This window comes from Paenibacillus sp. FSL R5-0713, from assembly GCF_037973325.1.
Lineage (GTDB): Bacteria > Bacillota > Bacilli > Paenibacillales > Paenibacillaceae > Paenibacillus.
This window is the reverse complement of sequence record NZ_CP150229.1, coordinates 5,895,968-5,919,891: the sequence shown is the minus strand read 5'-3', so window position 1 is coordinate 5,919,891 and position 23,924 is coordinate 5,895,968. Positions and strand designations below refer to the sequence as shown.

Genomic DNA, 23,924 nt, shown 5'->3' with positions numbered 1-23,924 from the left:
TTTGAATATGCTTGCCGTAGACAGTAGGTGCCATTAGGCTTAATTTCCTGCCGAGGTGTGATTATAGAACTTAGAACGATGCAAATCGATGATGAGTATATATCAAGCCTTCGTGATTCTACGGAGGCTTTTCTTAATGGGATAAATTTGACCAGGAGGTGTACAGATTGGCAAACGCAAAAGTGATTCAAGCAAAACAAGAGTCCGTTGATGCAGTAACAGCAAAATTGCGCGAGAGCGTTACAACTGTTGTTGTTGACTATCGCGGATTGAACGTTGCCCAAGTAACTGAGTTGCGTAAGCAACTTCGTGAAGCAGGGATCGAATTCCAAGTGCTGAAAAACTCGTTGCTTCGCCGTGCAGCTGCAGCAGCAGAACTGACAGAACTCGATAGTGTTCTTACAGGTCCTACTGCAATTGCATTCAGCGCAGACGACGTTGTGGCTCCCGCTAAAATTCTGAACGACTTCGCGAAAAAGAACGATGCACTGGAATTGAAAGGTGCTATCGTAGAAGGTCGCGTAATCGGAGTACAAGAAGTTAAGGCGTTGGCAGAATTGCCATCCCGCGATGGACTCCTTTCCATGCTCCTCAGCGTGCTTCAAGCGCCAGTGCGCAACTTCGCGCTTGCGGTTAAAGCAGTTGCAGAAAAAGAAGAGCAAGGCGCGTAAGCAACTTGATCTGAACGCTGCTTAGGCGGCAAATGAATTAAAAAAAATAATATTATATATGGAGGTTCACTCATGAGTAAAGAGCAAATCTTGGAAGCAATCAAAGGCATGACTGTACTGGAATTGAACGATCTTGTTAAAGCAATCGAAGAAGAATTCGGCGTAACTGCTGCAGCTCCAGTAGCTGCTGCAGGTGCAGGCGCTGCTTCTGCTGAAGCTGAGCAATCCGAGTTCGACGTAATCTTGACTAACGCTGGTGCTTCCAAAATCAACGTTATCAAAGCAGTTCGCGAAATCACAGGTCTTGGCCTGAAAGAAGCAAAAGAACTGGTTGACAACGCTCCAAAAGCATTGAAAGAAAAAGTTGCTAAAGAAGAAGCAGAAGCGGTTAAAGCTAAGCTTGAAGAAGCTGGCGCTACAATCGAAGTTAAATAATTTAGCTTTTATAAGCTAGATGAACAAAACAACAAACCCCTTGACTTATATCAAGGGGTTTGTTGCTGTAATTGTAAATGGAAAGTGAGTGAGGACATGTCCAATCATTATTATTCGGACAAACCGCAAGTAGCGCATGATCGCAGAGCAACTGAAGCGATTCTTCGCGGATTCAGTCTGCGATTCGTGACGGACGCCGGTGTGTTTTCCAAAAACGGAATCGATTATGGCAGCAGAGTATTGATTGATGCGATAGAGTTGCCATCAGGGGCTCATGTTCTCGATGTGGGTTGTGGATATGGACCGATGGGTCTTACAGCAGCCAAACTTGTACCGGACGGACATGTCACCATGATCGATATCAACGAGAGAGCCGTTGAACTTTCCATGGAAAATGCAAAAGCGAACGGGATTAACAATGTTACCGTATTGCAAAGTAATCTACTGGCTGAAGTAAAAAAGCAAGATTTTGACGTTATCTTAACCAATCCGCCTATACGGGCTGGGAAAGAGACGGTTCATACTATTTTCGAACAGGCACATCGTCATCTGAAGGTAGGTGGTTCGTTGTGGATTGTCATTCAGAAGAAACAAGGGGCTCCATCAGCAAAAGCGAAGTTGGAATCTTTGTTTGGAAGAGTGGAAGAAGTGACGAAGGATAAAGGCTACCGGATTTTCAAAGCGATGAAATCGGAAGAGGATTCTACTAAAAGCTGAATCCGAGTTTGTAAAGTAAGCAGGGGATCATTTTTTTTGCAATAGGACTATTGACTTGAAATTCAGGTCGTGGTATTATTGTAAAATGTCAGTATTAAGATGCCCTACTTGGCTTTAGCTAACTGAAAATGTCAACCTTTTTTTACGCCGAACGGGCTTATTATGCCTACGTTTGGCGTATAATATGTACATTTTGGGCAAACTGGGGATAAGAATGTTTTGGAAAGACATCCGCCGATCAAAGTTGCTCTTTTTTCGAACGACATTTCGAGTAAGGGCTTTTCTTTATTTGTGGATGCATTGCTTTGCTCTGTATGTGTACCATTATAAGGTTACAAACAGAGGTTCGCAACGAAATTTTTAAAGTGAGTAGACATTGAGGGGTGAGTTTAAGTTGGCAGGACATCTTGTTCAATATGGTCGACGCACTCGGCGCAGTTATGCACGAATTAACGAGATACTCGAAGTTCCTAACCTGATTGAAATCCAACAAAAATCATATGATTGGTTTTTGGAGGAAGGGTTGCGCGAAATGTTCCAGGATATCTCGCCGATCCAGGATTTCACAGGCAACTTGATTTTGGAATTTATCGATTACAGTCTCGGTGAACCGAAGTATACAGTAGACGACGCGAAAGAGCGTGACGTTACTTATGCAGCACCGCTTCGGGTCAAAGTCCGGCTCATTAATAAGGAAACCGGCGAAGTCAAAGAGCAGGAAGTATTCATGGGAGATTTCCCGCTGATGACCAACACGGGCACATTTATTATTAATGGTGCGGAACGGGTTATTGTCAGCCAGTTGGTTCGCTCTCCTAGCGTTTACTTCAGTACCAAAGTAGATAAAAACGCCAAAAAAACGTATACCGCTACAGTTATTCCTAACCGCGGCGCTTGGCTCGAACTGGAGATGGACGCGAAGGATGTTGTTTACGTCCGGATCGACCGTACACGTAAAATACCGGTTACGGTTCTCCTGCGTTCACTTGGTTTTGGCACAGATGCTGAGATTCTGGATCTGCTCGGTAATGACGAATATATCCGCAACACACTGGACAAAGACAACACGGATTCCACTGAGAAAGCACTCATTGAGATCTACGAGCGTCTTCGTCCGGGCGAGCCACCAACATTGGATAATGCGAAAAGCTTGCTCGTAGCACGTTTCTTTGATCCAAAACGTTATGACCTTGCTAATGTAGGTCGTTACAAAATGAATAAAAAACTTCACATCAAAAACCGTTTGTTTAACCAACGCTTGGCTGAATCACTTGTTGACGCTGAAACAGGTGAAATCATTGCTGAAGCAGGCCAAATGGTTGATCGTCGTTTGTTGGATGAAATCATGCCGTATCTGGAGAAAAGCGTTGGATTCCGCACGTATCACGTGGGTAACGGCGTTTTGGATGCCAATGATATCCCTATGCAAACGATTGATGTATTCTCACCAACTGAAGATGGTAAAGTTGTTAAACTGATTGCCAATGCAAACATTGACAAGTCCGTTAAAAACGTGACTCCGGCGGATATTATTTCGTCTATCAGTTATTTCCTTAACCTTCTGCAGGGAATTGGTAGCACGGATGATATCGATCATCTGGGTAACCGTCGTTTGCGTTCAGTGGGTGAACTCCTGCAGAACCAGTTCCGTATCGGTTTGTCCCGTATGGAGCGTGTGGTTCGTGAGAGAATGTCCATTCAGGATGCCAACGTCATTACACCACAGGCATTGATCAACATACGTCCTGTTATTGCATCCATTAAAGAGTTCTTTGGTAGCTCTCAATTGTCACAGTTTATGGATCAAACGAACCCGCTGGGTGAGTTGACACATAAACGTCGTTTGTCCGCACTCGGACCCGGTGGTTTGACGCGTGAGCGCGCAGGTATGGAAGTGCGTGACGTCCATCCATCCCACTATGGCCGTATGTGTCCAATCGAGACTCCAGAGGGACCAAACATCGGTTTGATCAACTCCTTGTCAACGTTCGCCCGTGTGAATGAATATGGCTTCATTGAAGCTCCATATCGTTGGGTTGATCCGAAGACAGGTATTGTGACCGAACAAATTGATTACCTGACAGCGGATGAAGAGGACAACTATGTCATCGCGCAAGCGAATGCGAAGTTGAACGAAGACGGTACATTTGAAGAAGAAGCGATCATTGTACGTTACAACAAACAGTCGGATAACATCCTTACGATGCCGAGTGAGCGAGTTGACTACATGGACGTATCTCCTAAACAGGTTGTATCCGTCGCTACAGCGCTTATCCCGTTCCTTGAGAACGATGACTCCAACCGTGCACTCATGGGATCTAACATGCAGCGGCAGGCGGTTCCACTCTTGATTCCTAAAGCACCACTTGTAGGAACAGGTATGGAGCACAAAGCTGCAAAAGACTCTGGTGTATGTATTGTCTCCGATTATGACGGAATTATTGAACGTTCTTCTGCGAACGAGATTTGGCTCCGTCGTGTTGAAGAAGTGGACGGTCAGGAAGTTAAAGGCGATATCGTTAAATATAAATTACACAAATTTATGCGTTCGAACCAAGGAACATGCATTAACCAGCGTCCGATTGTCAAAAGAGGTGCTGCTGTCAAAGCTGGCGATATCCTCGCTGACGGTCCTTCAACGGAAATGGGTGAATTGGCTCTGGGACGTAACGTTGTTGTTGCCTTCATGACTTGGGAAGGTTACAACTACGAGGATGCGATCTTGCTCAGTGAAAAACTCGTTAAGGAAGATGTATACACATCCATCCATATCGAGGAGTATGAGTCTGAAGCACGTGATACCAAGCTCGGACCTGAAGAGATCACACGTGACATCCCTAACGTTGGGGAAGAAGCGTTGCGTAACTTGGATGAGCGCGGTATTATCCGCATCGGTGCTGAGATCAGTGCTGGCGACATTCTGGTTGGTAAAGTAACACCTAAAGGTGTAACAGAGCTGACAGCAGAAGAACGTCTCCTGCATGCGATCTTTGGTGAGAAAGCACGTGAAGTACGTGATACTTCCTTGCGTGTACCACATGGTACCGACGGTATCGTAGTAGACGTAAAAGTATTTACCCGTGAAAACGGTGATGAACTGCCTCCAGGTGTTAACCAACTCGTTCGTGTATATATCGCTCAAAAACGGAAAATTTCCGAGGGTGATAAAATGGCCGGACGTCATGGTAACAAAGGGGTCGTGGCCCGCATCTTGCCGGAAGAAGATATGCCTTTCCTGCCAGACGGTACACCGGTTCAGATCGTTCTTAACCCACTGGGCGTACCGTCCCGGATGAATATCGGTCAAGTACTTGAGGTTCACTTGGGTATGGCCGCAATGCAACTGGGTATTCACGTAGCAACTCCTGTATTCGACGGAGCGAAGGAGTATGATGTCTTCGATACGATGGAAGAAGCAGGAATGCAACGTAATGGTAAAACCGTCCTGTATGATGGTCGTACAGGTGAAGAGTTTGAACGTGAAGTTACCGTTGGTGTCATGCACATGATCAAATTGGCACACATGGTTGATGATAAAATCCATGCCCGTTCCACGGGTCCTTACTCACTTGTTACGCAACAGCCATTGGGTGGTAAAGCCCAATTTGGTGGACAGCGTTTCGGGGAGATGGAAGTATGGGCGCTTGAGGCGTACGGTGCTGCTTATACACTGCAAGAAATCTTGACTGTTAAATCCGATGATGTTGTTGGTCGGGTTAAAACATATGAATCCATTGTCAAAGGCGAGAATGTTCCTGAACCAGGTGTTCCTGAATCATTCAAAGTATTGATCAAAGAGCTGCAAAGCTTGGGTATGGACGTTAAGATTTTGAGTGAAGATGAGCAAGAGATTGAAATGAGAGAAATGGACGATGAAGATGACGCTGCGAGCGATAAGCTCAGCCTCAACCTTGAGGGTACAGAGGTCGGAGCGGAATAATTCGCTTCGAGCGCATGATGACCGGCGTTTTTCATCAGGCTCGCGTCTTGCTCCGGCTTCGGCCGGAGAGGGCGTAACCTAGATTACAGGAATTGGTTAAGGAGGGTTGCTCCTTGTTGGACGTCAACAATTTCGAATACATGAAGATCGGGCTTGCTTCCCCAGAGAAAATTCGTTCTTGGTCCCGCGGAGAAGTGAAAAAACCGGAAACGATCAACTATCGTACGTTGAAACCGGAAAAAGAAGGGCTGTTCTGCGAAAAGATTTTTGGCCCTACAAAAGACTGGGAATGTCATTGCGGTAAATACAAACGCGTTCGTTATAAAGGCGTTGTCTGTGATCGTTGTGGCGTTGAAGTAACACGTGCGAAAGTACGTCGTGAACGGATGGGCCATATTGAGCTCGCTGCTCCGGTATCGCATATCTGGTACTTCAAAGGTATTCCGAGCCGTATGGGTCTTGCTCTGGATATGTCTCCAAGATCTCTTGAAGAGATTATCTACTTTGCATCATATGTTGTAACGGATCCAGGAGAAACTCCACTGGAGAAAAAACAGCTGTTGTCCGAGAAAGAATACCGCAGCTACCGTGAAAAATACGGTTATGGTTTCCAGGCTGGCATGGGCGCAGAAGCGGTTAAAAAACTGCTTCAAGATCTTGACATAGATAAAGAGCTCGAGTTCCTGAAAGAAGAGCTCCGGACTGCGCAAGGACAACGTCGTAATCGTGCAATCAAACGTCTGGAAGTTATCGAAGCTTTCCGTAACTCTGGCAACAAGCCAGAGTGGATGATCATGGATGTACTTCCTGTTATCCCACCGGAACTTCGTCCAATGGTACAGTTGGACGGTGGACGTTTTGCAACGTCTGACCTTAATGACTTGTATCGCCGTGTAATTAACCGGAATAACCGTCTGAAACGTCTGCTTGATCTGGGCGCGCCAGATATTATCGTGCAAAATGAAAAACGGATGTTGCAGGAAGCTGTTGATGCATTGATCGATAATGGTCGTCGCGGTCGCCCGGTAACGGGTCCTGGTAACCGTCCATTGAAATCCCTCAGCCACATGCTGAAAGGTAAACAAGGACGTTTCCGTCAGAACTTGCTCGGTAAACGGGTTGACTATTCTGGTCGTTCCGTTATCGTTGTCGGACCTTATCTGAAAATGTATCAGTGTGGTCTGCCAAAAGATATGGCACTTGAATTGTTCAAGCCTTTCGTTATGAAAGAGCTTGTAAATAAAGGGCTTGCCCACAACATCAAGAGCGCGAAACGTAAAGTTGAGCGTGTAAGTCCTGAAGTATGGGATGTTCTTGAAGAAGTAATCAAGGAGCATCCGGTTCTGTTGAACCGTGCCCCTACGCTTCACAGACTCGGTATTCAAGCGTTTGAACCGATTCTCGTTGAAGGTAAAGCAATTCGTCTTCACCCACTCGTATGTACGGCATACAATGCCGACTTTGACGGTGACCAAATGGCCGTGCACGTTCCGTTGTCCGCTGAAGCTCAAGCGGAAGCACGTATTCTGATGCTTGCATCAGGAAACATTTTGAACCCGAAAGACGGTAAACCGGTTGTTACTCCTTCCCAGGATATGGTGCTTGGTTCTTATTACCTCACTATGGACAACAAGGAAGAAAAGGGCACAGGTATGATTCTGCGTACAGTGAACGAAGCAGTATCGGCATACCAACGTGGTACTGCTGGTCTGCACGCTCGTGTAGCTATTCCGGTTAAGGCGCTTGGTAAAACAAGCTTCACGGAAGAGCAACAAGAAGGAATGTTGCTGACTACTATCGGTAAAATTATCTTCAATGAAATTTTCCCGGCAAGCTTCCCGTATATCAATGATGCGACTCGTGCGAACCTGTACCAAGGTACTGCAGATCACTCATTTGTATATGAAAAAGGTGCTGACCTCAGAGAGGCTATTATGAATGCTCCTCTGGCTGGCGGTGTCGGCAAAGAATATCTCGGTTCCATCATTGCACGTTGTTTCGAAATTTATCACACAACGGAAACAGCCGTTATTTTGGATAAAATCAAACAACTTGGATTCACATACTCTACCCGTGCCGGTATCACGGTTGCGGTATCTGATGTTATCGTTCCGCCTGAGAAGTTTGAAATTCTTAGACAGTCTGAGGATAAAGCACAAATCGTTACGAATCAGTACCGTCGTGGTCTGATTACGAATGAAGAGCGCTATGACCGTATCATTGATATCTGGTCAAAATCCAAAGATGACATCACTGAGATTCTGATGAAGTCCATGGACCGTTACAACTCGATCATGATGATGGTAGACTCCAAAGCACGGGGTAACAAATCGCAAATCACCCAATTGGGCGGTATGCGTGGTCTGATGGCCAACCCGTCTGGTCGAATCATCGAACTCCCAATCAAATCGAACTTCCGTGAAGGTCTGACAGTACTCGAGTACTTTATCTCCACTCACGGAGCGCGTAAAGGTTTGGCGGATACAGCCCTGCGTACAGCCGATTCAGGTTACCTGACTCGTCGTCTCGTAGACGTAGCCCAAGACGTAATCGTGCGTGATGATGATTGTGGTACAGATAAAGGCTTTACGGTAAGTCGTATTCAGGATGGTAAAGAGGTTATTGAAGATCTCTATGACCGTATTGAAGGCAGATACTGCTTCGAGACAGTTCGTCATCCGGAAACGAAAGAAATCATTGCAGGTCGTAATGAATTGATTGACTCCGACAAAGCAGAGGCAATCATCAAAGCGGGCGTAACCAAATTGCAAATCCGTTCCGTACTCAGCTGCCGTGCAAGTCATGGTGTCTGCAAGAAGTGTTACGGTCGTAACCTTGCGACAGGTAAACATGTGGAGATCGGTGAAGCAGTTGGTATTATTGCAGCACAATCCATTGGTGAGCCAGGAACACAGTTGACAATGCGTACGTTCCACACCGGCGGTGTAGCCGGAGACGATATTACGCAAGGTTTGCCGCGTATCCAGGAGTTGTTTGAAGCTCGTAATCCTAAAGGTCAAGCAACGATCAGTGAAATTGATGGTGTAGTTAAAGAGATTCGCGAAGCGAAAGATCGTCGTGAAATCGAAATTCAAGGTGAAGCGGAGTCCAAAGTATACTCTGTTACCTACGGTTCCCGTGTGCGCGTAAGCGAAGGCATGGAAATTGAAGCTGGTGATGAGTTGACAGACGGTTCCATCGATCCAAAAGAAATGCTGCGCATTAAAGGCGTACGTGGCGTACAAAACTACATTTTGCAGGAAGTACAGCGCGTATACCGTAACCAAGGCGTAGAAATCAATGACAAACACGTTGAAGTTATGATCCGTCAAATGCTGCGTAAAATCCGCATCGTAGATGCAGGGGATACAACGCTGTTGCCAGGGTCGTTCGTAGATACGCATGAGTACGAAAGAGCTAACAAAATTGCGATTCTTAGTGATAAAGAGCCAGCGGTTGCTAAACCAATCCTGCTCGGTATTACGAAAGCATCCCTGGAAACAGACTCGTTCCTCTCAGCGGCTTCGTTCCAAGAAACTACACGTGTACTGACAGATGCAGCGATCAAAGGTAAAGTCGATCAGTTGCTCGGTCTGAAGGAAAATGTAATCATCGGTAAATTGATCCCTGCAGGTACAGGTATGCACCGTTACCGCAGCATCAAGTTTGCTGAGCCAGAAGATGGCCAATCTTCAGTAGAAGAACTCGAGCCAGTTTCGGTTGATTAAATAGATTTCTTCTCATTTAGAGAGGAAGAAAGTTTTGTACGTCAGGAGGCGGACGCTTGTATAGTGCAGGCGGACGAATCCTGATGTACGTAAACTTTTATAAAATCTTTTAGGATTAGCATTGACAATGCTTGCGCTAGATGCTAATATATCAAAGGTGCGTGGGCAGCTGATTGTACATGGTTCTATTCGGAGGAATGCACAATGTCTAATGAAAAAGCCTTGCAAGATGCTCATGTCAAAATAGGTACCAAACAGACCATGCGGATGGTGCAGACAGGTATGGCTTCTGAAGTCTATGTCGCAGAAGATAGTGATCCGCAGCTCACTTCCAAAATCATTGCCTTGTGTGAACAACACAATGTAAAGTACACGAAAGTGGATACAATGAAAAATCTCGGCAAAGCTTGCGGGATTGGAGTGGGAGCAGCTATGGCTGCTGTCGTAAAATGATAGTGTAAGGAACGTTTTTGTCCGAGAACTTTTAGGGATTCTCCAAGGCAAAAACTTTTCATTTGTCTTTTTATGAACCGCCTGGGTCTGTGGACTTAGCGAAAAGAGGTTTATAAAGAAACATGAATATTTGAGGAAGGGGGTGGCAATCACATGCCAACTATCAATCAACTGGTTCGTAAAGGACGTCAAGCAAAAGTTGAGAAGTCAAAATCTCCAGCTTTGCAAAAAGGATTCAACGCTTTGAAACGTGAATCTACTAACATCAGTGCCCCACAAAAACGTGGTGTCTGCACTCGTGTAGGTACAATGACTCCACGTAAACCAAACTCTGCACTTCGTAAGTATGCCCGTGTTCGTTTGACGAACCGTCTCGAGGTAACTGCTTATATCCCGGGAATCGGACATAACCTTCAAGAGCACAGTGTGGTATTGATCCGCGGAGGTAAAGTTAAAGACCTTGCAGGGGTTCGTTATCACATCGTTCGTGGAGCTCTCGATACTGCAGGCGTAAACAACCGTATGCAAGCTCGTTCGAAATACGGTGCAAAACGTCCAAAAGCTAAAAAAGCCTAAACCATTATAAGCAGAGAACCTGAAAGCCTTCTGGCTTAGGTCTGGAAGGTACAGGGTCTGCTGAACAAGAAAGAAAGGGGGATATCCATGCCACGCAAAGGTCCAGTTACGAAAAGAGACGTGTTGCCAGATCCGGTATACAACTCCAAGTTGGTTACTCGTTTGATCAATCGCATCATGCTCGACGGAAAACGCGGTGTTGCTCAAAGCATTCTGTATAATGCGTTCAAGTTGATTCAAGAACGTACGGGTAATGACCCGATGGAAGTATTTGAAGCAGCAATCAAGAATATCATGCCAGTCCTGGAAGTTAAAGCTCGCCGTGTCGGCGGTGCCAACTACCAAGTACCAATCGAGGTAAAACCAGAGAGACGTACTGCTCTGGGACTACGTTGGCTCGTGAACTACTCCCGCAACCGCGGTGAGAAAACAATGGAAGAGCGTTTGGCGGCTGAGATCATCGACGCTTCCAACAACACAGGCGCTTCCGTTAAAAAACGTGAAGATACGCACAAAATGGCTGAAGCGAACAAAGCGTTTGCTCACTACCGTTGGTAGGATTCAGTTCACAATAAAAAACTTCTATTTTGAAGGGAGACCCATTTCATGGCTAGAGAGTTCTCCTTAAAAAATACACGTAATATCGGGATCATGGCTCATATTGATGCGGGTAAAACCACGACAACTGAGCGGATCTTGTTCTACACAGGACGTACGCACAAAATCGGTGAAGTACACGAAGGCGCTGCGACAATGGACTGGATGGAACAGGAACAGGAGCGCGGAATTACGATTACTTCCGCTGCGACTACCGCTGCTTGGAAAGGCCACCGCGTTAATATTATTGATACCCCGGGACACGTTGACTTCACTGTTGAAGTTGAACGTTCCCTTCGTGTATTGGACGGAGCAGTTGGTGTATTCAGTGCGAAAGAAGGCGTTGAGCCTCAGTCTGAAACTGTATGGAGACAGGCTGACAAGTACGGCGTACCTCGTATCGCATATGTAAACAAAATGGATATCATCGGTGCTGACTTCTTGAACGTTGTATCCGACATGCGTGATCGCCTTCAAGCGAACGCTGTTGCGATTCAGCTTCCAATTGGCGCTGAAAATGATTTCATCGGTATTATCGATATTGTTGAACAAAAGGCTCATATGTACAAAGATGACCTTGGTCAAAATATCGAAGAAACAGAAATTCCTGCGGAATTCAAAGAGCAAGTTGAAGAACTCCGTAATGAATTGATTGAGCGTGTTGCAGAACTGGATGAAGAATTAACAATGAAATACCTGGAAGGCGAAGAAATCTCTATTGAAGAGATCAAAGGCGCTCTCCGTAAAGGTGTTGTAGATGTTAAGATCTTCCCTGTTATCTGTGGATCCTCATATCGTAACAAAGGTGTTCAACTGATGTTGGATGCTGTTATCGACTACTTGCCAGCTCCAACAGATGTACCTTCAATCACTGGTCATCTTGAAGATGGAACTGAAGCAGTTCGTAAGTCCTCTGATGAAGAGCCATTCTCCGCATTGGCATTCAAAATCATGACTGACCCTTACGTTGGTAAATTGACATTCTTCCGCGTATATTCCGGTATTCTTCAATCCGGTTCATATGTATTGAATGCAACTAAAAACAAACGTGAGCGTATCGGTCGTATCCTTCAAATGCATGCGAACAGCCGTCAAGAGATCACTGAAGTTTACTCCGGTGATATTGCAGCTGCCGTAGGTTTGAAAGATACCGGTACAGGTGATACACTATGTGATGAGAAAAATCCGGTTATCTTGGAGTCAATGAACTTCCCTGATCCGGTTATCGAAATCGCCGTTGAACCTAAAACCAAAGCTGACCAAGACAAAATGGGTGTTGCTCTCGGTAAGTTGACTGAAGAGGATCCAACTCTTCGTGCTCATACTGATGAAGAAACAGGTCAAACTATCTTGGCAGGTATGGGTGAGCTTCACCTTGATATCATCATCGACCGTATGCGTCGTGAGTTCAAGGTTGAAACTACTGTGGGTAAACCACAAGTAGCTTACCGTGAAACATTCCGTGCTCCAGCGCGCGTTGAAGGTAAATTCGTACGTCAATCCGGTGGTCGTGGTCAATACGGTCACGTATGGGTTGAATTCGAACCTCTCGAGCCGGGTACAGGCAGCCAGTTCGAAAGTAAGGTTGTCGGTGGTTCCGTTCCTAGAGAATACATTCAACCTGCACTGTCAGGGATTGAAGAGCAAATGAAAAACGGTGTTATCGCAGGCTTCCCGCTTGTTGACGTTAAGGCTACAATCGTAGACGGATCTTACCATGATGTCGATTCCAATGAGATGGCATTTAAAATTGCCGGATCAATGGCGCTAAAAGCGGCTAAAGACAAGTGTAAACCAGTTCTGCTTGAGCCTATCATGAAAGTAGAAGTAACAGTTCCAGAAGAGTACATGGGTGACGTAATGGGTATGTTGAACTCCCGTCGTGGCCGCATCGAAGGTATGGATTCCCGTAGTGGAGCTCAAATCATCCGTGCTAAGGTACCTTTGTCTGAAATGTTTGGTTACTCTACAACTCTTCGTTCCGGTACTCAAGGACGCGGCGTGTTCTCCATGGAACTCTCTCATTATGAAGAAGTTCCTAAGAGCATCGCTGAAGAAATCGTTGCCAAAACAAAAGGCACCGAGTAGTTTTCTCACACTGGATGTAAGTGCATAAGAATTCATTTCGGAGCACTTCATTCAGTGAAAACATAAAATTATAATTTTAAGGAGGCCACGTTCAAATGGCAAAGGCTAAATACGAACGTAATAAACCCCACGTTAACATCGGTACTATCGGTCACGTCGATCACGGTAAAACAACTCTGACTGCTGCAATCACAACTGTATTGTCCAAAACTTACGGTGGTGCTGCTGTAGCATTCGACCAAATCGACAAAGCTCCAGAAGAGCGCGAGCGCGGTATCACTATCTCCACAGCACACGTTGAGTACGAAACTGACACTCGTCACTACGCTCACGTAGACTGCCCAGGTCACGCCGACTATGTTAAAAACATGATCACTGGCGCGGCACAAATGGACGGAGCTATCTTGGTAGTATCCGCAGCTGACGGCCCAATGCCACAAACTCGTGAGCACATCTTGCTCTCCCGTCAAGTAGGCGTACCTTACATTGTTGTATTCTTGAACAAATGTGACATGGTTGAAGACGAAGAGTTGTTGGAATTGGTTGAGATGGAAGTTCGCGACCTTCTTAACGAATATGAGTTCCCAGGTGACGATACTCCAATCACTCGTGGATCTGCTCGTGAAGCACTGGCTAACCCAGATGGCGAATGGGCTCAAAAAATCGTTGAGATGTTCAAAGAAATCGACACTTACATCCCACTGCCTGAGCGTCAAACTGACAAGCCTTTCTTGATGCCTGTCGAGGACGTATTCTCTATCACTGGTCGTGGTACTGTTGCTACTGGCCGTGTAGAGCGTGGTACTGTTAAAGTCGGCGAAGAGATCGAAATCGTTGGTATCACTGAAGAAACTAAAAAATCTGTTGTAACTGGCGTTGAGATGTTCCGCAAATTGCTGGATTCCGCTCAAGCAGGTGACAACATCGGAGCACTTCTTCGTGGTGTTGACCGTAACAACATCGAGCGTGGCCAAGTTTTGGCTAAACCGGGTTCTGTTAAGCCTCACACAGAATTCACAGCTCAAATCTACGTTTTGACTAAAGAAGAGGGCGGACGTCACAAACCATTCTTCACTGGTTACCGTCCACAGTTCTACTTCCGTACAACTGACGTAACAGGCATCATCAACTTGCCTGAAGGTACTGAAATGGTAATGCCTGGTGATAACATCACAGTTACTGTTTCCCTGATCTCCCCAATCGCGATTGAAGAAGGAACTAAGTTCTCCATTCGTGAAGGTGGACGTACAGTAGGTGCCGGTTCCGTAGCATCGATCCAAAAATAATTCGGCTTAACGCTGAATAAAGCATATGCAACAGTGTACTGGAACGAGTAACATTGTATTGTAACGAAGCTTCGGAAGAGTTCTTTATCCGACATCGGATAAAGAACTCTTTTATTATGTGTAAAGTTTCGGAACCTGCGTCATATAAAATGAACATCATTTACGAGTTTAGAAGGATTGGCAAGGCAGCCTGGATATTGAAGATAAACACTACAATAAACGAAGTCATTTCATCAGAAAAGATAAGTTTAAATGTTTTTCTTAAATATGCTTGCAATACGCCTATCTTTTCTATATAATAATGAATGTTGTTCTGTGACGTTGCGATGATGTGAGAGGTTACTGGCACACCCGGCCCCTTTGCCATGGGACAGTGGCTAGAAAATTTTCACGGAGTATGTCCGATAAAAAATTGGGCGATAGAAGGAGGGACTAAAATGGCAAAGCAAAAAATTCGTATTCGTTTGAAAGCTTACGACCACAGAATTCTTGATCAATCCGCGGAGAAAATTGTTGAAACAGCAAAACGTTCGGGTGCAGGTGTATCCGGTCCGATTCCGCTTCCTACTGAAAAACAAATCATTACTATTCTTCGTGCGGTGCACAAGTACAAGGATTCTCGGGAACAATTCGAACAACGCACACATAAGCGTTTGATCGACATCGTTAACCCGACTCCACAAACTGTGGATGCCTTGATGCGCTTGGATCTGCCGTCCGGTGTAGATATCGAAATTAAATTGTAATACAAGCTACAACAAAGACCATGTATAGAGGAAAAGAGGTGTCAACATGAAAGCAATCTTAGGAAAAAAACTCGGAATGACTCAAGTATTTACTCCTGAAGGTAACGTTGTTCCAGTAACGGTTATCGAAGCAGGCCCTTGTGTTGTTTTGCAAAAGAAAGACATTGAGAACGATGGCTACGAAGCAATTCAAATCGGTTACTCCGATAAGAAAGAGAAAAATGCTAACAAGCCAGAAGCAGGTCACGCTAAAAAAGCAAACACTGCCCCTAAGCGCTACGTTCGTGAAGTTCGCGGTATCAACATCGCTGAATATGAAGTTGGCCAAGAACTGAAAGCTGACATTTTCGCTGAAGGCGAATTCGTTGACGTAACGGGTGTTTCTAAAGGTAAAGGTTTTGCCGGCGTAATCAAGCGTTGGGGACAAAGCACTGGACCTATGTCTCACGGTTCTCGTTATCACCGTGGCCCGGGTTCGATGGGTTCGATCCAAGCTAACCGCGTTCCTAAAGGCAAACGCCTGCCAGGACACATGGGACATGATACAGTTACAATTCAACGTCTTGAAGTAGTTAAAGTAGACGCTGAGCGTAACGTGTTGCTCGTGAAAGGTTCCATTCCTGGACCGAAAAACAGTCTCATCAAAGTTAAAGAAACGGTGAAAAAATAACCACTGAAGAAAGGAGGAACACAAAATGCCAAAAGTATCAGTTTACAATGTAGATGGTAGCCAAGTAGGCGAAGTAGAATTGAATGATGCGGTTTTCGGAATTGAACCGAACCAACACGTTCTGTACGATGCAGTTCTTATGCAACGCGCTTCCCTTCGTCAAGGTACCCACAAAGTAAAAGGACGTTCTGAAGTACGTGGCGGCGGACGTAAGCCTTGGAAACAAAAAGGTACAGGTCGCGCTCGTCAAGGTTCAATTCGTTCACCACAATGGAAAGGCGGCGGTATCGTATTTGGTCCAACACCACGGAGCTATGCGTATAAACTGCCTAAGAAAGTTCGTCGTTTGGCGATCAAATCAGCCCTTTCATCCAAAGTGCTTGACAATGACATTATCGTTTTGGACGCTCTCGCGTTGAGCACGCCTAAAACTAAAGAATTTGCAGCCATCTTGAGTAACCTCAAAGTGGGACGTAAGGCTTTGATCGTAGCTCCTAGCTATGATGATAATGTAGCTCTTTCCGCACGGAATATTCCAGGCGTGAAATTCGTAGCTGCTGACGGCATTAATGTTCTTGACGTGCTTTCGCACGACAAATTGATCATTACGAAAGAAGCAGTTCAGAAGGTAGAGGAGGTGCTCGCGTAATGAAGGATCCTCGTGATATTGTAAAACGTCCGATTATTACGGAACGTACTGCTGACATGATGAATGACTTGAAATATGTATTTGAAGTCGATATCCGTGCAAACAAAACCGAGATCAAAAAGGCAGTAGAAGCTATTTTCAACGTAAAAGTGAAAAACGTGAACACGCTTCGTGTTCCAGCTAAGCCAAAACGGTACGGACGTTATTCCGGATATACAAGCGAATGGAAAAAAGCGTTTGTAACGCTGACAAAAGACAGCAAAACGCTTGAGTTCTTTGAAACTGTATAATTGAATTTTTGAAGTAAGGAGGGAAACCCAGTGCCAATCAAAAAGTATAAACCAACATCCCCGGCAAGACGGAACATGTCCGTTTCTACATTTGAGGAAATCACCACAAATCAGCCGGAGAAATCGTTGTTGGCCCCGTTGAGCAAACAAGCAGGCCGCAACAACCAAGGTAAAATTACAGTTCGTCACCATGGTGGTGGACACAAACGTAAATACCGTATCATTGACTTCAAACGTACTAAAGATGGAATACCGGGCCGCGTTGCTACGATTGAGTATGACCCGAACCGTACATCTAACATCGCTCTGATTCATTATGCTGATGGTGAAAAGCGTTATATCATCGCTCCTAAAGGTTTGAAAGTTGGAGATCAAGTATTCTCCGGACCTGAATCAGACATTAAAATCGGTAACGCACTGCCACTCGAAAACATTCCAGTAGGTACCGTTATCCACAACATCGAGTTGAAACCAGGTAAAGGCGGACAATTGGTTCGTGCTGCTGGTACAGAAGCTCAATTGCTTGGTAAAGAAGAAAAATACGTATCCGTTCGTCTCTCTTCCGGAGAAGTTCGTCGTATTTTGAAAGTTTGCCGTGCGACAATCGGATCTGTTGGTAACCAAGACCACGAGCTCATCAAAATCGGTAAAGCCGGTCGTAGCCGTTGGTTGGGTAAACGTCCTGAGGTTCGTGGTGTAGTAATGAACCCTAACGATCACCCACACGGTGGTGGTGAAGGTCGTGCTCCAATCGGACGTAAATCGCCAATGTCACCATGGGGTAAACCTACTCTTGGTTACAAAACGCGTAAGAAAAATAAAGCTTCTGATAAATACATCATTCGCCGCCGCACGAAGTAATACACACTGTGCATAACTTCGTGAGGCATCTGCGGATGCATAATAGCTACGTTTGAAGGGAGGATCTCCACATGGGTCGCAGTTTGAAAAAAGGGCCATTCATTGATGGCTACATGCTCAAAAAGGTAGAAGAGATGGAAGCTTCAGGTAAGAAGAACGTTATCAAAACCTGGTCCCGTCGTTCTACAATTTTCCCACAATTCATCGGACACACATTTGGCGTTTACGACGGTCGTAAACACGTGCCAGTGTATGTAACTGAGGACATGGTTGGACACAAACTGGGTGAGTTCGCTCCAACCCGTACGTACAAAGGCCATACTGATGATGATAAGAAAACAAGAAGATAAATGAACATCTTTAATGTTTGAGAGGAGGTTACACAATGGAAGCAAAAGCACATGCTAAGTTTATCCGGATTGCTCCTCGTAAAGTTCAACTCGTTGTTGACTTGATTCGCGGCAAGCAAGTAGGTGAGGCGGTTGCCATTCTCCGTCACACTCCGAAATCCGCTTCTCCAATCGTTGAGAAGTTGCTTAACTCCGCTATTGCGAATGCGGAACATAACTATTCTTTGGATGTTAACAACTTGGTTATCTCGCAAGCTTACGTGAACCAAGGACCGACAATGAAACGTTTCCGCCCTCGTGCAATGGGACGTGCAAGTCGTATTAACAAACGTACTAGCCACATTACTTTGGTGGTATCTGAGAAGTAGAAGGAGGGGAAATGTGTGGGCCAAAAGGTAAATCCAGTCGGACTCCGTGTCGGAATTATCCGTGACTGGGAATCTAAGTGGTATGCAGGCAAAGACTTCGGTGATCTTTTGATGGAAGACGTGAAAATTCGTGAATTCCTGAAGAATAAATTGAAAGACTCCGCTTTATCTCGTGTAGAAATTGAGAGAGCGGCTAACCGCGTAAACGTAACGATTCACACTGCTAAACCAGGTATGGTAATTGGTAAAGGTGGTTCGGAAGTTGAAAATCTTCGTAATCAAATTACGAAAATTGCTGGCGGTAAAAAAGTACACATCAACATTTCTGAAATTAAAAACCAAGACTTGGACGCTATTCTTGTAGCTGAAAGCATTGCACAACAATTGGAACGTCGCGTTTCTTTCCGTCGTGCTCTGAAACAAGCGATTCAAAGAACTATGCGCTCCGGTGCTAAAGGTATCAAAACTCAAGTAGGCGGACGTCTTGGCGGTGCTGAGATCGCACGTTCTGAAGGCTACAGCGAAGGAACTGTTCCACTGCACACACTGCGTGCTGACATTGACTATGGTACAGCAGAGGCTCATACTACTTACGGACGTATTGGCGTAAAAGTATGGATCTATCGTGGAGAGGTTCTTCCTACGGCTAAGAAACAAGCTGCTAAGGAAGGAGGCAACTAATCATGTTGGTACCAAAACGCGTAAAACACCGTAAGCAACAACGTGGACATATGAAAGGCCAAGCTAAAGGCGGAACGACTCTGAACTTTGGCGAATACGGTCTGCAAGCTACGGAACCGGCTTGGATTACGAACCGTCAGATCGAAGCGGCTCGTATTGCAATGACTCGTTACATCAAACGTGGTGGTAAAGTTTGGATCAAAATCTTCCCAGACAAACCAATCACTCAAAAGCCTCTCGAGGTTCGGATGGGTAGCGGTAAAGGTAACGTAGAAAAATGGGTTGCAGTAGTGAAACCAGGTAAGATCATGTTTGAACTTGCTGGTGTACCGGAGGAAATTGCACGCGAAGCAATGCGTCTTGCCGCTCACAAACTGCCAATCAAAACGAAGTTCGTGAAACGTGAAGAATTGGGTGGTGAAGCAAATGAAAGCTAGTGAATTTCGCAACCTAACCTCTGCTGAAATCGAGCAAAAGATTGCCGGATTTAAAGAAGAACTCTTTAACCTCCGCTTTCAATTAGCTACCGGTCAGCTGGATAACCCGACTCGCATCCGTGATGTGCGGAAAGAAATAGCTCGTGCTAAAACCATTATCCGTGAGAGAGAATTGGGAATCGGTTAATTAGGGATAGGATGGACAATCCGTCCGTAATCAGGAAGGAGGCCAACAATGAGCGAAGAACGTAACGCACGTAAAGTGCAAACTGGTAAAGTGGTCAGCGATAAAATGGACAAAACAATTGTTGTTGCTGTAGAAACTTACAAAAAACACAACTTGTACCATAAGCGCATTAAGGTTACTAAAAAATTCAAAGCACATGACGAAGAAAACACTGCGAAAATCGGTGACACGGTGAAAATCATGGAGACTCGTCCGCTTTCGAAAGATAAACGCTGGAGACTTACTGAAATCGTAGAAAAAGCGGTTATCATCTAATGCTCAGCAGCACTGCTGAAAGGAGGAATACTAAATGATTCAACCATTTACACGTTTGACTGTGGCTGACAACTCCGGTGCGAAGGAACTGATGTGTATCCGCGTACTCGGCGGTACGGGACGTCGTACAGCTCAAATCGGTGATCTGATCGTTTGTTCTGTTAAACAAGCAACACCAGGCGGCGTTGTCAAAAAAGGTGATGTAGTTAGAGCGGTTGTCGTTCGTACGAAACGTTCTGTACGTCGTAAAGACGGTTCCTACATCGGTTTTGATGAAAATGCAGCGGTTGTTGTAAAAGACGACAGAAGCCCACGTGGAACACGTATTTTCGGACCAGTTGCTCGCGAACTTCGCGATAAAGACTTCATGAAAATCGTTTCCTTGGCTCCAGAAGTAATCTAAAGCTTTAATCTCGTGATGTTAGAAACAGGAGGTGTACGAAATGCCAAGAGTGAAAAAAGTTCTGGAATCCCATAACAACAAACTTCACGTTAAAAAGGAAGATACGGTTATGGTGATCAGCGGTAAAGACAAAGGTAAAAAAGGCCGTGTCATCGCTGCTTATCCTCGTGAGAACCGCGTCCTTGTGGAAGGTGTTAACATGGTGAAAAAACACCAGAAGCCTAACCAGCAAAACCCGCAAGGCGGCATTATCGAGAAGGAAGCTCCGATTCACGTTTCCAACGTAATGCACATCGATCCGAAGAGCGGAAAAGTAACCCGTGTAGGTTACAAAGTTTTGGATAACGGAAAGAAAGTGCGCGTTGCTAAACGTTCCGGAGAAATTATCGACTAATTGAACCGAATGAGAAAGGAGGGCTATGATTCATGGCATCAAGAATGAAAGAACGTTACCTGCAAGAAATCGCTCCTGCTTTGATGCAGAAGTTTAACTATACAACGGTAATGCAAGTGCCGAAAATCGAGAAAATCGTTATCAACATGGGTGTGGGCGACGCTGTCCAAAACTCCAAAGTGTTGGATTCCGCAGTAAACGATTTGCAACTGATCGCAGGTCAAAAACCTGTAATCACTCGTGCAAAAAAATCAATCGCAGGATTCAAACTGCGTGAGAATATGCCTATCGGTGTGAAAGTAACATTGCGCGGCGAGCGTATGTACTTCTTCCTCGATAAACTGTTCAACGTTACGCTTCCTCGTGTCCGCGACTTCCGCGGTGTATCGAGCAAAGCTTTCGACGGACGTGGTAACTACACACTGGGTCTGAAAGAGCAATTGATCTTCCCAGAGATCGAGTATGATAAAGTTGATAAAGTCCGCGGTATGGATATTGTCATCGTAACAACGGCGAAAACAGACGAAGAGTCCCGCGAATTGCTCACGCAAATGGGAATGCCTTTCGTTAAGTAATGTTGGCATAACGTTTCCGGGTGTCTGGAAAGACTCCCTTTTCTCCGAAATTATTTAGGAGGTGTCAGGCTAAGTGGCAAAAACTTCGATGAAAGTTAAACAACAACGTACACCAAAGTTTAAAGTACGTGCATATACACGCTGTGAGCGTTGCGGACGTCCACATTCGGTCCTGCAAAAGTTCAAAATTTGCAGAATTTGCTTCCGTGAATTAGCTTATAAAGGCCAGATCCCTGGCGTGAAAAAAGCAAGCTGGTAAAAAGTCCTGAACGGGAAGGAGGTTAACTCACAATGACTATGTCTGATCCAATTGCAGATATGCTTACTCGTATTCGTAACGCGAACACTGTTCGTCACGAAACGGTAGAAATGCCTGCTTCGACAATGAAAAAACAAATCGCCGATATCCTGAAGCGTGAAGGTTTCATCCGTGACGCTGAAGTTATCGATGATAACAAACAAGGGATTATCCGTGTTTTCCTGAAATACGGTCAAAATAACGAGCGCGTTATCACTGGTCTGAAAAGAATCAGTAAACCTGGTCTTCGTGTTTACACGAAAAGCAATGAAGTACCTCGTGTACTTGGTGGCCTGGGAATCGCGATCATCTCGACATCCAAAGGTATCATGACGGACAAAGAAGCTCGTCAATCGAAATCCGGCGGAGAAGTCGTTTGCTACGTTTGGTAATATAACGTCACAAGATAGGAGGTGCAACATATGTCTCGTATTGGTCGCAAACCAATCACAGTACCAAGTGGTGTAGACATCACCCTGGACAACACCGTTATTACGGTAAAAGGACCAAAAGGAACTTTGACTCGTGAGCTTCATAAAGACATGAAGGTTACAGTTGAAAATAACGAAATCACAGTTGTGCGTCCTTCCGATAACAAAACTCACCGTTCTTTGCACGGCACAACGCGCAGCGTTGTAAACAATATGGTGAGCGGCGTTACTGAAGGATTCGCGAAATCTCTGGAATTGGTTGGGGTCGGATATCGTGCAAGCAAATCCGGAGATAAAATCGTTCTGAACGTTGGTTACTCTCACCCGGTTGAAATTACACCGGAAGCGGGAATTGAATTCGAAGTACCTTCGAATACAAAAATCATCGTTCGCGGAATCGACAAAGAGCGCGTAGGTGCTTACGCTGCTAAAATCCGTTCCGTACGTGAACCTGAGCCATACAAAGGTAAAGGTATTAAATATGAAGGCGAGCGTATCATCCGTAAGGAAGGTAAAGCCGGTAAGAAGAAATAAGATTTCTCTTACCGCCTTTGCGCGGCTTTCGGCTTGCTTGCTTCGTGTGTTTCTAATATACCCCGTGGCTTCTGCTTTGAAGCCAGCGAGGTAACCTGAAAGGAGTGAATCTTTGAGATGATTACGAAACCAGATAAAAATAAGGCTCGTCTGAAAAGACACCTTCGTGTTCGTAAGAAAATCCAAGGAACGGCAGCACGTCCTCGTTTGAACGTATTCCGTTCTGGTAAACATATGTATGCTCAAATCATCGATGATGTTGCTGGTGTAACAATCGCTTCCGCGTCTACCGTAGACAAAGAATTGAGCACTGACATCAAAAATGGTGCATCTGTTGAATCAGCTCGTAAAGTTGGCGAACTCGTTGCTAAACGTGCGAAAGACAAAGGTGTTTCCAACATCGTATTTGACCGTAGCGGATATCTGTACCATGGTCGTATCGCAGCTTTGGCTGAAGCGGCTCGTGAAGCAGGACTTGAGTTTTAAGATATTTTTCAAAAGGAGGTTAACGACTTGCGTGTAGATCCGAATACTTTGGAACTGACTGAAAGAGTTGTAAATATTAATCGCGTAGCTAAAGTAGTAAAAGGCGGACGCCGTTTCAGCTTTAGCGCACTGGTTGTAGTCGGCGACGGCAACGGCTGGGTTGGAGCTGGTATCGGTAAAGCGGGCGAAGTACCTGATGCAATTCGCAAAGGTATTGAAGACGCTAAGAAAAACCTTGTACACGTTCCACTCGTAGGAACATCGATTCCTCACTTGGTAACAGGTAAGTTCGGCGCAGGACGCGTGCTGTTGAAACCAGCATCTGAAGGTACTGGTGTTATCGCTGGTGGTCCTGTACGTGCGGTTCTCGAACTTGCTGGTGTGGGTGACATTTTGACAAAATCTCTGGGTTCTTCGAATTCCATGAACATGGTCAATGCGACTTTGGAAGGTTTGTCCCGTTTGAAGCGTGCTGAAGACGTGGCTAAACTGCGCGGAAAATCCGTCGAAGAGCTTCTGGGTTAAGGAGGGAATTCTCATGGCTAAATTAGAAATTACCCTCGTCCGCAGTTTGATCGGACGTCCGGAGACGCAAAGAACAACTGTGAAAACATTGGGTTTGCGCAAAATCAATAGCAAAGTGGTTCAAAACGATAATCCTGCCATCCGTGGTATGATTAACAAAGTAAGCCACTTGGTTGCTGTTAAAGAAGTAGAAGCTTAAAAACGGGTTAATCCCACAAATCTTTAAGGAGGTG

General features: G+C 45.3%; 30 protein-coding genes and 1 other annotated feature (1 of these 31 cut by a window edge). All 30 genes read left to right on the top strand.

From position 1 onward, the window contains the following. Positions 1-144: a sequence feature (ribosomal protein L10 leader region), on the top strand (it extends 4 nt beyond the left edge of the window). Positions 145-167: 23 nt separating this feature from the next. After that, complete coding sequence (rplJ, locus tag MKZ12_RS26510; protein ID WP_278298115.1) at positions 168-671, top strand: 50S ribosomal protein L10; 504 nt, start codon at positions 168-170, stop codon at positions 669-671. Between the two features lie 72 nt (positions 672-743). Next, a complete protein-coding gene (gene rplL / locus MKZ12_RS26505) occupies positions 744-1,106 on the top strand; it encodes a 50S ribosomal protein L7/L12 (RefSeq protein ID WP_278298116.1) in 363 nt (120 codons plus the stop codon). A gap of 96 nt (positions 1,107-1,202) precedes the next feature. After that, entirely contained in the window at positions 1,203-1,823 is a 621-nt protein-coding gene (locus tag MKZ12_RS26500) for a class I SAM-dependent methyltransferase (protein ID WP_339257568.1), read from the top strand. Positions 1,824-2,217: 394 nt separating this feature from the next. After that, positions 2,218-5,763 carry a DNA-directed RNA polymerase subunit beta gene (rpoB, locus tag MKZ12_RS26495; RefSeq protein ID WP_091039164.1) on the top strand — a complete coding sequence of 1,182 codons (3,546 nt, stop codon included), beginning with the start codon at positions 2,218-2,220 and terminating at the stop codon, positions 5,761-5,763. A gap of 113 nt (positions 5,764-5,876) precedes the next feature. After that, positions 5,877-9,491 carry a DNA-directed RNA polymerase subunit beta' gene (gene rpoC / locus MKZ12_RS26490; protein ID WP_339238005.1) on the top strand — a complete coding sequence of 1,205 codons (3,615 nt, stop codon included), beginning with the start codon at positions 5,877-5,879 and terminating at the stop codon, positions 9,489-9,491. Between the two features lie 204 nt (positions 9,492-9,695). After that, positions 9,696-9,944, top strand: coding sequence for a ribosomal L7Ae/L30e/S12e/Gadd45 family protein (locus MKZ12_RS26485; RefSeq protein WP_047841123.1), 249 nt, complete (start codon positions 9,696-9,698; stop codon positions 9,942-9,944). A gap of 153 nt (positions 9,945-10,097) precedes the next feature. Beyond that, positions 10,098-10,520, top strand: coding sequence for a 30S ribosomal protein S12 (gene rpsL / locus MKZ12_RS26480; protein WP_017692070.1), 423 nt, complete (start codon positions 10,098-10,100; stop codon positions 10,518-10,520). Between the two features lie 87 nt (positions 10,521-10,607). Further along, positions 10,608-11,078 carry a 30S ribosomal protein S7 gene (gene rpsG, locus MKZ12_RS26475; RefSeq protein WP_018753997.1) on the top strand — a complete coding sequence of 157 codons (471 nt, stop codon included), beginning with the start codon at positions 10,608-10,610 and terminating at the stop codon, positions 11,076-11,078. A 48-nt stretch (positions 11,079-11,126) separates the two neighbouring features. Next, positions 11,127-13,205: an elongation factor G gene (fusA, locus tag MKZ12_RS26470; protein WP_339238003.1), complete on the top strand. Its 2,079-nt coding sequence runs from the start codon at positions 11,127-11,129 to the stop codon at positions 13,203-13,205. A 95-nt stretch (positions 13,206-13,300) separates the two neighbouring features. Continuing rightward, a complete protein-coding gene (tuf, locus tag MKZ12_RS26465) occupies positions 13,301-14,491 on the top strand; it encodes an elongation factor Tu (protein ID WP_062836181.1) in 1,191 nt (396 codons plus the stop codon). Positions 14,492-14,928: 437 nt separating this feature from the next. Continuing rightward, positions 14,929-15,237 (top strand): 30S ribosomal protein S10, encoded by a 309-nt coding sequence (gene rpsJ / locus MKZ12_RS26460; RefSeq protein ID WP_017692074.1) that lies wholly within the window; start codon positions 14,929-14,931, stop codon positions 15,235-15,237. A gap of 46 nt (positions 15,238-15,283) precedes the next feature. Next, the gene (rplC, locus tag MKZ12_RS26455) at positions 15,284-15,907 is read left to right on the top strand and encodes a 50S ribosomal protein L3 (RefSeq protein WP_053779208.1); all 624 of its coding nucleotides are present in this window, start codon (positions 15,284-15,286) and stop codon (positions 15,905-15,907) included. Positions 15,908-15,932: 25 nt separating this feature from the next. Further along, positions 15,933-16,556 carry a 50S ribosomal protein L4 gene (gene rplD / locus MKZ12_RS26450; protein WP_339237999.1) on the top strand — a complete coding sequence of 208 codons (624 nt, stop codon included), beginning with the start codon at positions 15,933-15,935 and terminating at the stop codon, positions 16,554-16,556. Then, positions 16,556-16,846: a 50S ribosomal protein L23 gene (rplW, locus tag MKZ12_RS26445; RefSeq protein WP_017692077.1), complete on the top strand. Its 291-nt coding sequence runs from the start codon at positions 16,556-16,558 to the stop codon at positions 16,844-16,846. The genes rplD and rplW overlap by 1 nt, the downstream gene beginning before the upstream one ends. A 30-nt stretch (positions 16,847-16,876) precedes the next feature. After that, complete coding sequence (gene rplB, locus MKZ12_RS26440; protein ID WP_017692078.1) at positions 16,877-17,707, top strand: 50S ribosomal protein L2; 831 nt, start codon at positions 16,877-16,879, stop codon at positions 17,705-17,707. Positions 17,708-17,778: 71 nt separating this feature from the next. Next, positions 17,779-18,057: a 30S ribosomal protein S19 gene (gene rpsS / locus MKZ12_RS26435; RefSeq protein WP_062836183.1), complete on the top strand. Its 279-nt coding sequence runs from the start codon at positions 17,779-17,781 to the stop codon at positions 18,055-18,057. A gap of 35 nt (positions 18,058-18,092) precedes the next feature. Then, the gene (gene rplV, locus MKZ12_RS26430) at positions 18,093-18,425 is read left to right on the top strand and encodes a 50S ribosomal protein L22 (RefSeq protein WP_024633583.1); all 333 of its coding nucleotides are present in this window, start codon (positions 18,093-18,095) and stop codon (positions 18,423-18,425) included. 15 nt (positions 18,426-18,440) lie between these two features. Further along, positions 18,441-19,106 (top strand): 30S ribosomal protein S3, encoded by a 666-nt coding sequence (gene rpsC / locus MKZ12_RS26425; protein ID WP_339237997.1) that lies wholly within the window; start codon positions 18,441-18,443, stop codon positions 19,104-19,106. Between the two features lie 2 nt (positions 19,107-19,108). Continuing rightward, positions 19,109-19,543, top strand: a complete 435-nt coding sequence (gene rplP / locus MKZ12_RS26420; RefSeq protein WP_017692082.1) for a 50S ribosomal protein L16 — start codon at positions 19,109-19,111, stop codon at positions 19,541-19,543. Then, a complete protein-coding gene (gene rpmC / locus MKZ12_RS26415) occupies positions 19,533-19,730 on the top strand; it encodes a 50S ribosomal protein L29 (protein WP_017692083.1) in 198 nt (65 codons plus the stop codon). Before rplP ends, rpmC begins: the two co-directional genes overlap by 11 nt. Before the next feature lie 48 nt (positions 19,731-19,778). Further along, a complete protein-coding gene (rpsQ, locus tag MKZ12_RS26410; protein WP_017692084.1) occupies positions 19,779-20,045 on the top strand; it encodes a 30S ribosomal protein S17 in 267 nt (88 codons plus the stop codon). A 34-nt stretch (positions 20,046-20,079) separates the two neighbouring features. Further along, positions 20,080-20,448, top strand: coding sequence for a 50S ribosomal protein L14 (gene rplN, locus MKZ12_RS26405; protein WP_017692085.1), 369 nt, complete (start codon positions 20,080-20,082; stop codon positions 20,446-20,448). Positions 20,449-20,488: 40 nt separating this feature from the next. Continuing rightward, complete coding sequence (gene rplX, locus MKZ12_RS26400) at positions 20,489-20,842, top strand: 50S ribosomal protein L24 (RefSeq protein ID WP_017692086.1); 354 nt, start codon at positions 20,489-20,491, stop codon at positions 20,840-20,842. Between the two features lie 32 nt (positions 20,843-20,874). Next, positions 20,875-21,417, top strand: coding sequence for a 50S ribosomal protein L5 (rplE, locus tag MKZ12_RS26395; RefSeq protein ID WP_253441169.1), 543 nt, complete (start codon positions 20,875-20,877; stop codon positions 21,415-21,417). A gap of 73 nt (positions 21,418-21,490) precedes the next feature. Then, on the top strand, positions 21,491-21,676 hold the full coding sequence (locus tag MKZ12_RS26390) for a type Z 30S ribosomal protein S14 (RefSeq protein ID WP_013312154.1): 186 nt from the start codon (positions 21,491-21,493) through the stop codon (positions 21,674-21,676). 32 nt (positions 21,677-21,708) lie between these two features. Further along, positions 21,709-22,107 carry a 30S ribosomal protein S8 gene (gene rpsH / locus MKZ12_RS26385; protein ID WP_017692088.1) on the top strand — a complete coding sequence of 133 codons (399 nt, stop codon included), beginning with the start codon at positions 21,709-21,711 and terminating at the stop codon, positions 22,105-22,107. Positions 22,108-22,137: 30 nt separating this feature from the next. Next, the gene (rplF, locus tag MKZ12_RS26380) at positions 22,138-22,680 is read left to right on the top strand and encodes a 50S ribosomal protein L6 (RefSeq protein WP_017692089.1); all 543 of its coding nucleotides are present in this window, start codon (positions 22,138-22,140) and stop codon (positions 22,678-22,680) included. Between the two features lie 117 nt (positions 22,681-22,797). After that, the gene (gene rplR / locus MKZ12_RS26375) at positions 22,798-23,166 is read left to right on the top strand and encodes a 50S ribosomal protein L18 (RefSeq protein ID WP_017692090.1); all 369 of its coding nucleotides are present in this window, start codon (positions 22,798-22,800) and stop codon (positions 23,164-23,166) included. A 27-nt stretch (positions 23,167-23,193) separates the two neighbouring features. After that, positions 23,194-23,691 carry a 30S ribosomal protein S5 gene (gene rpsE, locus MKZ12_RS26370; RefSeq protein WP_017692091.1) on the top strand — a complete coding sequence of 166 codons (498 nt, stop codon included), beginning with the start codon at positions 23,194-23,196 and terminating at the stop codon, positions 23,689-23,691. Positions 23,692-23,704: 13 nt separating this feature from the next. Then, the gene (gene rpmD, locus MKZ12_RS26365) at positions 23,705-23,890 is read left to right on the top strand and encodes a 50S ribosomal protein L30 (protein ID WP_017692092.1); all 186 of its coding nucleotides are present in this window, start codon (positions 23,705-23,707) and stop codon (positions 23,888-23,890) included. Positions 23,891-23,924: the final 34 nt, after the last annotated feature.

What these genes read in the sequence shown, in the direction of transcription:
- rplL (WP_278298116.1), top strand. Translation starts at nt 744, where the DNA reads ATGAGTAAAGAGCAAATCTTGGAAGCAATCAAAGGCATGACTGTACTG.
- rpsG (WP_018753997.1), top strand. Translation starts at nt 10,608, where the DNA reads ATGCCACGCAAAGGTCCAGTTACGAAAAGAGACGTGTTGCCAGATCCG.
- MKZ12_RS26485 (WP_047841123.1), top strand. Translation starts at nt 9,696, where the DNA reads ATGTCTAATGAAAAAGCCTTGCAAGATGCTCATGTCAAAATAGGTACC.
- rplE (WP_253441169.1), top strand. Translation starts at nt 20,875, where the DNA reads ATGGCATCAAGAATGAAAGAACGTTACCTGCAAGAAATCGCTCCTGCT.
- rpsS (WP_062836183.1), top strand. Translation starts at nt 17,779, where the DNA reads ATGGGTCGCAGTTTGAAAAAAGGGCCATTCATTGATGGCTACATGCTC.
- rplR (WP_017692090.1), top strand. Translation starts at nt 22,798, where the DNA reads ATGATTACGAAACCAGATAAAAATAAGGCTCGTCTGAAAAGACACCTT.
- rplV (WP_024633583.1), top strand. Translation starts at nt 18,093, where the DNA reads ATGGAAGCAAAAGCACATGCTAAGTTTATCCGGATTGCTCCTCGTAAA.
- rpsQ (WP_017692084.1), top strand. Translation starts at nt 19,779, where the DNA reads ATGAGCGAAGAACGTAACGCACGTAAAGTGCAAACTGGTAAAGTGGTC.
- rplC (WP_053779208.1), top strand. Translation starts at nt 15,284, where the DNA reads ATGAAAGCAATCTTAGGAAAAAAACTCGGAATGACTCAAGTATTTACT.
- rplN (WP_017692085.1), top strand. Translation starts at nt 20,080, where the DNA reads ATGATTCAACCATTTACACGTTTGACTGTGGCTGACAACTCCGGTGCG.
- rpmD (WP_017692092.1), top strand. Translation starts at nt 23,705, where the DNA reads ATGGCTAAATTAGAAATTACCCTCGTCCGCAGTTTGATCGGACGTCCG.
- rpmC (WP_017692083.1), top strand. Translation starts at nt 19,533, where the DNA reads ATGAAAGCTAGTGAATTTCGCAACCTAACCTCTGCTGAAATCGAGCAA.
- rplX (WP_017692086.1), top strand. Translation starts at nt 20,489, where the DNA reads ATGCCAAGAGTGAAAAAAGTTCTGGAATCCCATAACAACAAACTTCAC.
- rplD (WP_339237999.1), top strand. Translation starts at nt 15,933, where the DNA reads ATGCCAAAAGTATCAGTTTACAATGTAGATGGTAGCCAAGTAGGCGAA.
- rplW (WP_017692077.1), top strand. Translation starts at nt 16,556, where the DNA reads ATGAAGGATCCTCGTGATATTGTAAAACGTCCGATTATTACGGAACGT.
- rpsJ (WP_017692074.1), top strand. Translation starts at nt 14,929, where the DNA reads ATGGCAAAGCAAAAAATTCGTATTCGTTTGAAAGCTTACGACCACAGA.
- rpsH (WP_017692088.1), top strand. Translation starts at nt 21,709, where the DNA reads ATGACTATGTCTGATCCAATTGCAGATATGCTTACTCGTATTCGTAAC.
- fusA (WP_339238003.1), top strand. Translation starts at nt 11,127, where the DNA reads ATGGCTAGAGAGTTCTCCTTAAAAAATACACGTAATATCGGGATCATG.
- rplP (WP_017692082.1), top strand. Translation starts at nt 19,109, where the DNA reads ATGTTGGTACCAAAACGCGTAAAACACCGTAAGCAACAACGTGGACAT.
- tuf (WP_062836181.1), top strand. Translation starts at nt 13,301, where the DNA reads ATGGCAAAGGCTAAATACGAACGTAATAAACCCCACGTTAACATCGGT.
- MKZ12_RS26500 (WP_339257568.1), top strand. Translation starts at nt 1,203, where the DNA reads ATGTCCAATCATTATTATTCGGACAAACCGCAAGTAGCGCATGATCGC.
- rpsL (WP_017692070.1), top strand. Translation starts at nt 10,098, where the DNA reads ATGCCAACTATCAATCAACTGGTTCGTAAAGGACGTCAAGCAAAAGTT.
- rplF (WP_017692089.1), top strand. Translation starts at nt 22,138, where the DNA reads ATGTCTCGTATTGGTCGCAAACCAATCACAGTACCAAGTGGTGTAGAC.